This is a genomic window from Streptomyces sp. CB01580 (assembly GCF_001905795.1).
In the GTDB taxonomy this organism is placed as follows: Bacteria; Actinomycetota; Actinomycetes; order Streptomycetales; family Streptomycetaceae; genus Streptomyces.
This window is the reverse complement of record NZ_LIXJ01000010.1, coordinates 193,090-204,722: the sequence shown is the minus strand read 5'-3', so window position 1 is coordinate 204,722 and position 11,633 is coordinate 193,090. Positions and strand designations below refer to the sequence as shown.

Below are 11,633 nucleotides of genomic sequence, written 5' to 3'. Positions count from 1 at the left end.
AGATCATGTGCTCGACGCCGGTTTCTTCCACCGTTGGATGACCACGGCCGCGAATGCCGTGGACCGCGAGGCGGACCGTCTCACCGAACTCGACTCGGCGATCGGGGACGCCGATCACGGCACCAACATGCGGCGCGGGTTCACCGCCGTGACCGCGGTCCTGGGCAGGGAGGCGCCCGCGACCCCGGGAGCCGTGCTGATGCTCGCCGGGCGGCAGCTGGTGTCGACGGTCGGCGGGGCCTCGGGGCCGTTGTACGGGACGCTGCTGCGTCGCACCGGAAAGGCCCTGGGCGACGAGCCCGAGGTGACGCCGCAGCAGCTGGCGGAGGCGCTCGGGGTGGGCGTCGCGGCCGTGGCCCAGCTCGGCGGGGCACAGGCCGGGGACAAGACGATGCTCGACGCGCTGCTGCCGGCGGCCGACGCGCTCAGGACATCGTTCGAGGAGGCCCGGAAGGCCGCCGAGGAGGGGGCGCTGGCGACGGTGCCGCTGCAGGCGCGCAAGGGCAGGGCGAGCTATCTGGGCGAGCGCAGCATCGGGCACCAGGATCCGGGGGCGACGTCCTCCGCCCTGCTGATCGCCGCGCTCGCCGAGACGGCCGGGGCGGACGGAGGCGGGGCGTGAGCGGCGTGAACCAGGTCGGGATCGTGCTGGTCTCGCACAGCGGCCCGGTGGCCGAGTCGGTCGCCGAGCTGGCCAAGGGGCTCGCGGCCGGTGGCGCGACCGCTCCGGTCGCCGCCGCCGGCGGAGCCGCCGAGGGCGGGCTCGGCACGAGTGCGGAGCTGATCGCCGGGGCCGCCGCTTCGGTGGACTCGGGGGTCGGCGTGGTGCTGCTGGTCGATCTGGGCAGTGCCGTGCTGACGGTCAAGTCGATGCTGGCCGAGGGCGACGAACTGCCCGAGGGCGCGCGGCTGGTGGACGCGCCGTTCCTGGAGGGTGCGGTGGCCGCCGTGGTGACCGCGTCGGCGGGCGGGGACGTCGACGCGGTGGAGACCGCGGCCTCGGAGGCGTACGCGTACCGCAAGGTGTAGGCGGGTGGCCCGGGGCCGTCCCGCCCCCGTGGCGGGTGCGGGACGGCCCCGGGCCGGACGTTGCCCGGCCGGTCAGGCCGCCGGGGCGGCTTCGGCCGCCGCGATCCTGATCACGGCCTTGCGTGTCGTGCCGTTGACGGTCACGGCCAGCGTGACGGTGCCGGGCCGGAGCGCGGTGAGGGTGCCGGTCGACGGGTCGAGGACCGCGGTGTGGCGGTGGCGGGCGTCGTCCGCGCGGCCGATGTGGACGTTCGGGGATCCGGTCCAGTCGGCGGACAGCGGGAAGCCGACGGGCACCTCGCGGGAGCCCTGGGTGACGGTCGCCGTGACCTTCGTACGGCTCCCGGCCCCGACGACCGTCGGCACATCGAGCGACAGCCCGTCGACATGGGCCCGGGTCTGGACGGAGACCCAGTCCGGGCCGCCCCGCCACGGCCGCTGCCGGGCGGCGGCCTGTTCACCGGGGGTGACGCGATCCACGCCGATCAGCGACCAGCCGGTGAAGCCGCCCTCGCCCGCGGGACCGGCCGGTGCCTTGCCGGAGTTGCCGTTGATCAGATACGGCACTCCGTCGACGTGCGAGGCGTGGAACACCCCGACGTGACCGCCGACGAACGCCGCGCCCTTGCCCGTCGTGCGGCGGAAGTCGGCGAGCCACTGCTCGACGAGGGCCGCCTCCTTGCGGTCGCCGAGCTGGCTGCCCTTCTGCACGGTCGGGTCGCGCGGCGGCACGTGCTCGATCAGCACGACCGAGCCGACGTTCCGGTCCTTCGCCGCCGCGTCCAGCTGGGCGCGGAACTCCTTGATCTGGTCGAAGCCGCCGCCGCGCAGACCGAGGCTGGAGGTGTCGAGGGTGATCACCCGGGTGCCCTTGTGGTCGAACGTCCGCCGGGCGGGCCCGAACTCGTCGACGAAGTCGTCGATGCTCCCGCCCATCACCTCGTGGTTGCCCGGGACGTAGTACCAGGGCAGTGCGTCGCCGAGTTCCTCGGTGAGGACGCGGCGGGCGAACGCCAGGTCCGCGGGCGAGCCCTCGTCGACGAGGTCCCCGTCGATGACCAGGAAGTCGGGGCGGGCCGCCTTGATCTCGCGCAGGGTGCGCCGTGCCTGGGCGACGATGTCGCTGTCCGGGGCCCGCGCGACGAACTGGGCGTCGGACATCACCGCGAACCGCCAGTCGCGCCGCCCGGTCACGGCCGCCGGGTCGATCAGCGGGTCGGCCGGTGCGGCCTGTTCGGGGAGGTCGACGGCGGGCGGGACCTGGGCGGTGAGGTCGTCGACGACGATCTCGCCCGTGTACTGCTTGGTGGCGGCCGTCTCGGCGAGGTAGAAGCGGGACACGGTGAGCGGCGTGGCGGCCCCTTGCGGCACGGCGAAGGCGACCTGCCGCCAGCCGGTCCAGGTGATGTACGGCCCGCGCAGCAACTGGTCGGAGCCGGCGGCGTCCTTGAGGTGCAGGGTCGGCCAGGCGCCGTTGCCGTCGCCCTTGATCCACAGCGTGAACGACTGGGGCTGCCCGGGTACGGTGACCGGCCGGGGCGGGGCGGCGTAGGCGGCGCGGGTGGCGGTGGACTGCGTGAAGTCGTAGGAGAGTCTCAGCCCGGTGCCGGTGCGGCCGTCGGGGGTGGCGGAGAGGGAACCGCTCGCCCGGGCCTGGCTGAAGGTCCAGGAGTCCGCGTCGTCGAAGGAGGAGACGGCCTGTTCGGCGAGGCCGACGGTGACGGCGAGGACGGTGGTGGTGCCGGCGACGGTGGCCCTGATCCGCCCGGCGCCGCTCCCGGTGCGCGAGGTGACGGTGAAGGAGCCCCGGCCGTCGTCCCGGACGTCCAGGAGCGTCCGGTCGTAGTCGAGGGAGACGTCGCGCGGTTCGACGGGGGCAGAGGTGCCGTGGGCGTCGAGCCCGACGATCCCGAACGTGCCGGTGGCGTTCGCGTCGGCGAGGCCGATGCGCCGGGCGGTCGGCTCGATGCGGGCCAGTTCGTCGAGGACGGTGAGGGTGGTGCCGCCGCGCGCGGCGCCCTTCTCGGCGCGTATCTCGGTGGTGCCGCCGTGCCGCGCGGTGAACAGGCCGCCCCGGTCCACGGTGCCGACCGAGCCGCGTACGGACCGCCAGCGCGGGGTGCCGTCGGCGGGGCCGTACGTCTCGTCGTATCCGCTCGCGGTGAGGCGGCGGGTCAGCCCGGGGAAGACCCGGTCGGGGTGACCGCCCCTGACCGGGTCGACGCCCGGCGCGACGGCGGCGGCGGTGCGGGGTTGGACCCAGAAGCCCTTGAGCCGGCCGCTGCCGTCGGGGGCGGTGAGGGCGAGGCCGTTGGGGACGGTGCGTTCGCTGCCGTCGGACGGGCTGTTCTCGACGCGGAGCGCGTCGCTCCCGGGTTCCCGTGCGACGAGGGTCGAGGAGCCGCCGCCGTCGAGGTTGAGCGCGCTGTACGAGCCGGCGCGGCGCATCATCAGCCCGAGTTCGGTGAGGGTGACGCCGCCGCTGTCGGCCTGTCGGCCGTCGACGGTGATGATCTGCATGGTCCGGCCGTCCCTGGAGAATCCGACGGCGGTGCGGGGTGCGGCAGTGTTGTTGCCCTCGCCCTCGTGGTTCTGGGCGACCCCGTCGACGACGAGGAGTTCCCGGCCGCCGACGGCGGTGCGCGGCACGGATCCGCCGTCGCTGCGGGCCCGGTAGGTCAGGGACACCGGATCGCCGGGTTTCAGGGCGCGCAGTGCGGCGGCCCCGGCCTCACGGCCGGTCAGCACGGTGGTGTCGCCCGGGATGTCTCCCGATCCGGGGGTGTCCGACACGGAGACCACCGTGCCGTCCCGTACGACGGCCTCGGCGACGGGAGCGGCGTCGTCCACGGTCAGCGCGCGGTCGGCGCTTCCCCAGGCGGAGGTGTAGGCGCCCACTCCCCCGGCGGGCACATCGGCGGCGTTGTAGGCGGTGAGCGGGCGCTTGCCCGAGGGCAGGGTGAGCGTCCCCTCGAAGTAGAGGTTCAGGATACGGCCCGCGCCGCCGGGGCCGATGCCGACGGCCCGGTCGACGCCGGGTGCCGGTGACTGGACGACGGCTCCGTCCTTGATGCCGATGCCCTGCGGGGCCCCGGTCTGGTTGATGTCGAAGAAGTCGGCGTTGATCGCGGCGACGGTGCGGCGGCCCCGGCCCGGGTCGTGCCCGGCGGCGAGCTCGGAGACCGTGCGCCGTTGCGAGACCTTGCCGGAGGAGAGGTAGTCGGCGCGCACGCCGTCGCCGTCGAGGTCGACGGAGAGCGAGTCGACCCGCAGCCACTTGTCGGATTCGAGCCGGTCGTACGAGTCCAGGCGGACGCCCGGGGCTATCGGGCGCGAGGTGCGCGCGGTCTCGATGCCGTCGCCGTCCACGACCGAGCGGGGCCTTCCCGCCGGGCCGCTCGCGGGCGGCGGGGCGACGGGTCTGAGGATCTCGGCCGCGGTACGGGGGCGGGGGTCGGGGGTCGTGTCGGCCAGGGCGGGCGTGATCGCGCCGGCCGTCAGCGCGGACACGGTCGCGAGCAGCACGAGCGAACGCGTCGCCCTTCCGCGCCGCCGTGCCGCTCCCCCGGGTGATGCGGTGCTCCTGCCGGCTGTGCCAAGGGCCACAAGTCCTCCTGCGGTTGCGTCGGTTGCCCGGCCCGGGCCACGGGCGGGGCACTGTCGGCCGCCAGCCTGGCCCGCGCCGGGGGCCGCGCACCAGAGGGACTCGGGAACCACGGGGAGAACACGTCGGGTCGGCTCCGTGACGGGAACGATCACCTGGACGGCGGCACTGCCCGCGACCGCCCGCCGCAGGGCGGCGCAGACTTGACGGCATGCCATCTCCGAAACGCGCCCGGCGCAGTGCGGGCCTCCTCCTGTTCCGCCGTCCGGACGGGACCGCGGACGACCGGACCGAGGGCGTGCGGGCCACGGACGACCGCGCCGGTTTCGAGGTGCTGCTCGCGCACATGGGCGGCCCGTTCTGGGCGGGACGCGAGGACGCCGCTTGGTCGGTCCCCAAGGGCGAGTACGGCCCGGAGGAGGAGCCGCGGGACGCCGCCCGCCGGGAGTTCGAGGAGGAGTTCGGTCACGCGGTGCCGGACGGTGCGTGGGTGGCGCTCGGCGAGGTCCGGCAGTCCGGCGGCAAGACCGTGGTGGTGTGGGCGGTGGAGGCGGACGTGGATCCGGCGGCGGCCGTGCCGGGGACGTTCACCATGGAGTGGCCGAGGGGCTCCGGTGTGCTGCGGGAGTTCCCGGAGGTGGACCGGTTCGCCTGGTGCGCTCCCCGGGAGGCGGAGCGGCGGCTCGTGGCGGGGCAGCGGGTGTTCCTCGACCGGCTGCGCGAGCACCTGCGCGGCTGCGGGTGACGCCCGCCCGGGACGGTCCCCGGGCGGGCGCCGGTCCTCGTCGGGCCGGCCTCCTTCGCGATGCCGCCGACCGCGGCGGCGTCGGTTCAGCCAGTGCCGCGGTGGCGCGTTCCCGCCGGTGCCGCGGTGGCGTCGGTTCAGCCGCCGTGCTCCCGGTTTCCGACGCTTCCGTGCACGTCGGCGCCCGCCACGACGGGGCGGCCGTCGCGCAGTTCCATCCGGTCGCCGGTGAACCGGCCGCGGAAGGCACGGTCGTGCGAGACGACCACCACCGCTCCCCGGTACCGCGCGAGCGCCGCCTCCACCTCCTCCACCAGACCGAGGGCGATGTGGTTCGTCGGCTCGTCCAGCACCAGCAGATCGGCCGGGCGGGTGACCAGGCGGGCCAGCGCGAGCCTGCGTTGCTGCCCGGCCGAGAGCGCGGCGACCGGCACCGCCAGGTCCTCGGGGCGGAACAGGCCCAGGGCGAGGAGGTTCTCGGCGTGCTCGTCGGGGTGGCCGGGCCGTCCCTGCGCGAACGCCGCCAGCAGGGTGCGGCGGGTCGGCCGGGCGGGGAGTTCCTGCGGCAGGTACCCGATGCGGCCACGGTGGCGCACCGTGCCCGCGTCGGGGGCGAGTTCGCCCGCCAGGACCCGCAACAGTGTCGACTTCCCGGCGCCGTTGGGACCGGTGACCAGGAGGCGCTGCCCGGGGTCCACGCGCAGCGCGGGCAGGTGGAGCCGGTCGCCGACGACGACGGAGTCGAGTTCGGCGAGCGGGCCGGGAGCCGCCGTCTCCTTCCCGGCGGCGACGGCGATGTCGGCGTGGAAGCGCAGTGGTTCGGGCGGGGCCGGCACGGGATTCCCGCGCAGTTCGTCCAGCCGTCTCGCGGCGGCCCCGACCCGGCCCGACAGCTTGGCCTCGTGCGACCGCCGGTGCTTGCCGAAGCCCTGCCGCGGGTCCTTCCCCGTCCTGGCGAGGCGCTGCCCCGCCGCGTTCACGAGTTCTTCCGCACGGGCCAGCTCGTCCAGCCATTCCTGGTGGTCCTGGACCCGGCGACGGCGGGCGGCGGCCTTCGCGGTGCGGTAGCCGTCCCAGCCGCCGCCGTACCGGACGACCCGGCGCAGGTCGCGGTCGACCTCCAGGACCACGCGGGTGGTCCGCTCCAGGAAGGCCCGGTCGTGGGTGATGACGACGACGGTGCCGCGGTGGGCGCGCAGGTGGTCCTCCAGCCAGGTGGTGGCGCGGAGGTCGAGGTGGTTGGTGGGTTCGTCGAGCAGCAGGAGTTCGGGGGCGGATGCCAGCACGCAGCCGAGCGCGAGCCGGGACTGTTCACCGCCGGACAGGGTGCCGAGGAGTCGTCCGCGGGTGAGGTGGCCGATCCCGAGGCCGTGCAGCGCGGCGTCCACGCGGCTGTCGGCGCGGTAGCCGTCGCGTTCCTCGTACGCCGTCAGCAGTTCGCCGTAGGCGGCGAGCCGGGACGGGTCAGGGGTTCCCGGGTCGCCGAGCGCTTCCTCGGCGGCGCGGATCTCGCGCTCCAGGGCGCGCAGTTCGGCCAGGGCGAGGTCGACGACGTCCTGGACGGTGCGGTCGGGGTCGAGGGCGAGGGTCTGGGGCAGATGGCCGGTGCCGCCGGGGAAGCGGACGGTGATCTCTCCGCCGTCCGGTGCTTCCGTTCCGGAGATCAGGCGGAGGAGGGTGGACTTCCCGGAGCCGTTCTCGCCGATCACCGCGACCTTGTCGCCGGGGCGGACGGTGAACGTCACCTGGTCGAGGACCGGACGGTCCCCGTAGCGCTTGGAGACGTCCTTGAGGGCGAGTTGGGCACGGGGGTGTTCGTGGTTCATGGTCGCATTCCCTGAGATGACATGCCGCGGCGGCGCACGTGCACACGTGCGCGGCGGGGCGGGGTTGTCGGACGGGCGGAACGGCGCGTCGCACGCGGGGGGGGCAGCCCTCGGGTCACCCGGTGTCGCGTGGCGCGTCCGTGCCCGGACTCAGCGGAAGTAGTAGTGACGCGAACCCATGGGACGCAGTGTAGAGGCGGCGGCTCGGGCGGGCCTGCGGTTTTCCCGCCCGTTCGCCTTCCGGCCCGTCCCGGGCCGTGTCCTCGAAGTGCCGTCGTGCGGCCGGAGGCCGGGCCGTGCGGCGTCCGGTGCGTGCGAGTACGAGGCGGACGGTCGTCCTCGCCGGAACGGCGAAGGCGCGGGAACGGCGGGATCACCGGAACGGCCGGGGCGTGCAACAGCCGGGGCGGTGGCGCCAGGTCAGTGGTGCGGGGCCTCGCCCTGGGCCGCTTCGATGCTGCTGTGGAGATCGCTCGTGGCGTCGAGGGCCGCGGCTCCGGAGACGACGAGGCAGACCAGCAGCGCCGCGGCGGCCGCCCGGCCGACGCGGGGGCGCGGGGTGCCGCGGCCGAGCAACGCGGCGACGCGACGCGGTACGGGCCCGACGGCGGCGCCGAGCGCCACCCGGGGCCGGGGGCGTTCCTCCCCCTCGGCGGCGCGTGCGGCGAGGGCGGCGCGGCCGATGGCCCGGGCGGCGATCCGCCGGTCGCCGACGGCCGCTGCGGCGGCCTCGTCGGCGCAGCGCTCCAGGGCGTAGCCCATGGGAGCGCGCAGGGACCGCAGCGCGGGGTGGCAGAGTGCCGCCAGCTCGACGGCGGCGAGGTAGAGATGGTGGCGGCCCGCGAGGTGGGCGCGTTCATGGGCCAGCAGCGCGTCGCGCTCGTCCGGGTCCAGGGCGCGCAGCATGCCCGTGGTGACGACGATCCGGCCGGAGGTGCCGGGGCGTCCGGGCAGGGCGTAGGCGTCGGGACGGCTGTCGCGCACCACGGCGAGTTCGCCCTCGGTCCGTCCGGGCCGCGCGGGCCGGTGCAGCTGCGCCCAGTGGCAGCGGGCGGCACGGGCGACGGCGACGGCGCACCCCACGAGCAGGGCCAGCGCCGCGGCGGCGAGGGGCACGGCCGCCGCGGGAGCGATCGCGGACAGCGGCCTGACGAGTTCACCGAAGGAGGAGACGGCGGGGAACCGGGTCGCACCGGGCACCACGAGCAGGGCGAGCGCGAGCAGGCCGCACAGGGCCAGGCCGACCCCCGTCGCGGCGAGCAGCCGCACGGCCCGTACCGGCGACAGGGCGTCCGCCAGACGGCGGGCGGCGGGCACCGCGACGAAGGGCGTCAGCAGCGGCACCCATACGGCGTAGATCAACGCGGGTCCCCGTCGAGGAGGTCCCTCAGCAAACGCTCGTCCTCGTCGCTGAGCTGGGACACGAAGCGGGCGAGCACGGTGCCGCGGTCCGGTTCCTTGCGCAGTTCGCTGTGCATTCGGCGGGCCGTCAGCCCGGGGGCGTCCTCGGTGGGGGTGTACGCGAAGCCGCGCCCGGCACGGGTGCGGGTGACCGCGCCCTTCTCGTGGAGCCGCGACAGGATCGTGGTGACGGTGGTGCGGGCGAGCTCCGGCCCGATCGCGGCCTGCACCTGGCCGGGCGTCAGCGCGGTGCCGGCCGCCCACAGGGCCGCCAGGATCGTGGACTCCAGCTCACCGGACGGGCGCCGCTCCGACCCGGTACGGGACCGCGAGGGGCGCTCCGGAGCGATCGCGGGCGACGGCTCCCCGTCGGCTCCGCGGTCCGGCCGACGGCCGGGCTCTTCGTCGGATATCCCCTTCACCTGGGTCATGGGAACTCTCCTCCCGTTCCGGGCGTCTACAGTGAAGTAGACCGTCTACATCACTGTAGTCAGTCCGGGCGTGCCGCGAGGTCGCCCGCTCACCATTATGGGAGGCCCTCCGTCGTGTCCGATTCCTCACCGGCGTCCGCGCCCCCGGCCCTCCCCGGGAACGGACCGGGGCACCCGGCGCCCCGCGCGGACCGCGGTCCGTCGCCGGTCGCCCGCCCGCTGCCGGTCGCCCACGGGTCACGGGTCGTCCGCAGGCCGCCGGTCGTCGCGGTCGCGCTCGCGGTCCCCCTCTTCCCGCCCGGCACCGAACCGCCACGCCCGCGCGGCACGCACACCGCCGAAGGAGACACCCGCTGATGCCGCTCGCCTCCACCGCCGCCTCGCTCGACGGCGGCCTGTACGTCTGGGTCACCGAGCTGGCCCGGCGCTCCCCCGACGCCCTCGACTCGGCCGTCCGTCTCTGGTCGGACTACGGGTCGGCGCTGTTCGCCCTGCTGATGCTCGCGTCCTGGTGGCGCTCGCGCGCCGCGGCGCCCTCCCGTACCGCCGCGGCGCTCTGCGCCCCGCTCGCGGTGGTGGCCGCGTTCGTCGTCAACGACCTGGTGAAGTCGCTCTTCCACGAGCAGCGGCCGTGCCGGACCCTGCACGTCGTGACGGTGGAGGCGTGTCCCCCGCTCGGGGACTGGTCCTTCCCCAGCAACCACGCGGCGATCGCGGCGGCAGCGGCGACGGCGATCTGGCTGACGGACCGCAGACTCGGCGCGATCGCCGTTCCCGCCGCGCTGCTGATGGCGGCGTCCCGGGTGTGGATCGGCGTCCACTACCCGCACGACGTGCTGATCGGGCTGGTCACCGGCGGCCTGGTGGCCTGGGTGCTGACGGTGGCGGCGCAACGCTGCGGGCCGGTGGTGGTCCGGCTGCGGGATTCACCGCTGCGTCCGCTGGTGGCGGCCCGTTGAGAACGCGGGCACCCGCGTTCCCCCCTGGGCTGCAGGTCCCGGGGAGTTCCGACGAGCGGGCCGGCCCGTTCGTCGGAGGGCCGGCCCGGACTCCGCAGCGGCGCTCGGTCCCCGTGCCGGGGCAGGCGGATGACGGCGACGCCGCCATCGAGGTCGACGGTGGAGCGGTGCGGCGGGGCACCGTCCTCCTCGTCGTCGCGCTGCGGAAGGGCGCTCTGACGCTCCTTCAGCTCGCTCTGCTTCCCGGGCGAGAAGGTCGCGTGCGACTGCTCGAACCCGGTCGCCGGGATCCGCCCCCGGCGTGCGCCGTTGCGCCAGGGCAGCGGTCCGGCCCGCCCCGCGCGCAGCATCAGCTGGTCGAGAAGGGCGACGGCGGTCGGCCCGATCACGAGTGCGGGCAGCGTCGTCATCGCGGCGAATTCCACCCGCCCGGTCCGACCACTGTCCGGTACGGCCGCATCGGTCCGGAGGAGGACGCCGACGGGGCGGTCCGCCGCGCCGGGCGACGGACCGCCCTGTCCCGGGCCTCGCCCTCGACCGGTCAGCCGTTGGGGAGGATCACCGCGCGGCCGTTGATCTTCCCGGCGTGCAGCCGTTCGTACGCCAGCGGTGCCTCGTCCAGCGTGTACGTCTCGACATGGACCTCGACGGATCCGGCGCGGGCGAGATCGAGCACCTCGGCGAGTTCGGAGCGCGATCCCCAGTACGGGGAGGTCACCGTCGTGTTGTACGGCAGGGAGCCGAAGCCGACCGGCAGTGCGCCGCCCCCGAGGCCCACGATCGTGATGTCGGAGTCGACGGCGGCCGAGGCCCCGGCCGTGGTGACGGTCGGGGGCGCGCCGACGAAGTCGAGGACGACCTGCGCGCCTACGCCTCCGGTCAGTTCCCGGACCTCGGCCGCGGCGTGCTCGTCGGATAGCACGGTCTCGTGGGCGCCGACGGCACGGGCCAGAGCGAGCTTGTCCTGCGAGACGTCCAGGGCGATGACGCGGACGGCCGTCATGGCGCGCAGCAGCTGGATCGCGACGTGGCCGAGGCCGCCGGTGCCGATGACGACGGCGGTGGCTCCGGGCACCAGCTTGGGCAGGGACCGCTTGATCGCGTGGTACGGGGTCAGGCCCGCGTCGGTCAGCGGCACGGCCCGCACCGGGTCGAGGCCGTCGAGCGGCACGAGGTGGCGGGGGTCGTCGACGATCATGTACTCGGCCATGGCGCCGGGCGCGCCGAGTCCGGGCGGGGCGATGCCCAGCTGCCTGGCGCGCAGGCAGTAGTTCTCCTTGCCCTCGGCGCACTTGACGCACGTTCCGCAGCCCCAGGGGCCGTAGACCGCGACGGACTCGCCCGTCGTGAGGCCTCTCACTCCGTCGCCGAGGGCGGCAACGGTGCCGACGCCCTCGTGGCCGAGGGTGAGGGGCAGCGGGAACGGTATCTGCTCGGCCGGCATGCTCATCACGGCCATGTCGGAGTGGCAGACGCCCGCCGCGGTGACCTCCAGCAGCACCTGCCCGGGTCCGGGCTCCGGGTCGGGCACGGTGACGACCTCGGGCGCCGCGCCGATCGCGCGGTACTGGACGGCTTTCATGGACTTCTCCTCGCTCTCGGTGTTCCTTGTCGCCCCCGTTTTCCCCCGCGTCGCCC

General features: G+C 75.2%; 9 protein-coding genes and 1 pseudogene. 4 read left to right on the top strand and 6 right to left on the bottom strand.

Annotated features, from left to right (window positions below):
* The first annotated feature begins 7 nt into the window (after positions 1-7).
* Together dhaL and AMK22_RS17290 are read left to right on the top strand one after the other, a co-directional pair.
* The gene (gene dhaL / locus AMK22_RS17295) at positions 8-622 is read left to right on the top strand and encodes a dihydroxyacetone kinase subunit DhaL (RefSeq protein ID WP_073785960.1); all 615 of its coding nucleotides are present in this window, start codon (positions 8-10) and stop codon (positions 620-622) included.
* Positions 619-1,029: a PTS-dependent dihydroxyacetone kinase phosphotransferase subunit DhaM gene (locus AMK22_RS17290; RefSeq protein ID WP_073785958.1), complete on the top strand. Its 411-nt coding sequence runs from the start codon at positions 619-621 to the stop codon at positions 1,027-1,029. The genes dhaL and AMK22_RS17290 overlap by 4 nt, the downstream gene beginning before the upstream one ends.
* A 72-nt stretch (positions 1,030-1,101) precedes the next feature.
* Here AMK22_RS17290 and AMK22_RS17285 read toward each other — a convergent pair whose 3' ends face one another.
* Positions 1,102-4,551, bottom strand: a complete 3,450-nt coding sequence (locus AMK22_RS17285; RefSeq protein ID WP_073786037.1) for a phosphodiester glycosidase family protein — start codon at positions 4,549-4,551, stop codon at positions 1,102-1,104.
* Positions 4,552-4,844: 293 nt separating this feature from the next.
* Here AMK22_RS17285 and AMK22_RS17280 point away from each other — a divergent pair, with 293 nt between their 5' ends.
* Positions 4,845-5,378, top strand: a complete 534-nt coding sequence (locus tag AMK22_RS17280; protein ID WP_073785956.1) for an NUDIX domain-containing protein — start codon at positions 4,845-4,847, stop codon at positions 5,376-5,378.
* Between the two features lie 137 nt (positions 5,379-5,515).
* Here the strand turns inward: AMK22_RS17280 and abc-f are convergent, their stop codons facing one another.
* The 3 genes from abc-f to AMK22_RS17265 form a co-directional block, all read right to left on the bottom strand.
* Entirely contained in the window at positions 5,516-7,204 is a 1,689-nt protein-coding gene (abc-f, locus tag AMK22_RS17275; RefSeq protein WP_073785954.1) for a ribosomal protection-like ABC-F family protein, read from the bottom strand.
* A 420-nt stretch (positions 7,205-7,624) separates the two neighbouring features.
* Positions 7,625-8,566 carry a M56 family metallopeptidase gene (locus AMK22_RS41790; RefSeq protein ID WP_073785952.1) on the bottom strand — a complete coding sequence of 314 codons (942 nt, stop codon included), beginning with the start codon at positions 8,564-8,566 and terminating at the stop codon, positions 7,625-7,627.
* Complete coding sequence (locus AMK22_RS17265) at positions 8,563-8,955, bottom strand: BlaI/MecI/CopY family transcriptional regulator (RefSeq protein WP_073786035.1); 393 nt, start codon at positions 8,953-8,955, stop codon at positions 8,563-8,565. Before AMK22_RS17265 ends, AMK22_RS41790 begins: the two co-directional genes overlap by 4 nt.
* A 437-nt stretch (positions 8,956-9,392) precedes the next feature.
* Between AMK22_RS17265 and AMK22_RS17255 the strand changes: the two genes are divergently transcribed.
* Complete coding sequence (locus AMK22_RS17255) at positions 9,393-9,995, top strand: phosphatase PAP2 family protein (protein WP_073785948.1); 603 nt, start codon at positions 9,393-9,395, stop codon at positions 9,993-9,995.
* Between the two features lie 110 nt (positions 9,996-10,105).
* Here the strand turns inward: AMK22_RS17255 and AMK22_RS40910 are convergent.
* Together AMK22_RS40910 and AMK22_RS17245 are read right to left on the bottom strand one after the other, a co-directional pair.
* Positions 10,106-10,420 (bottom strand): annotated as a pseudogene (locus tag AMK22_RS40910) (DUF6191 domain-containing protein); the annotation flags it as partial.
* Between the two features lie 116 nt (positions 10,421-10,536).
* A complete protein-coding gene (locus AMK22_RS17245; protein ID WP_073785946.1) occupies positions 10,537-11,577 on the bottom strand; it encodes an NAD(P)-dependent alcohol dehydrogenase in 1,041 nt (346 codons plus the stop codon).
* Positions 11,578-11,633: the final 56 nt, after the last annotated feature.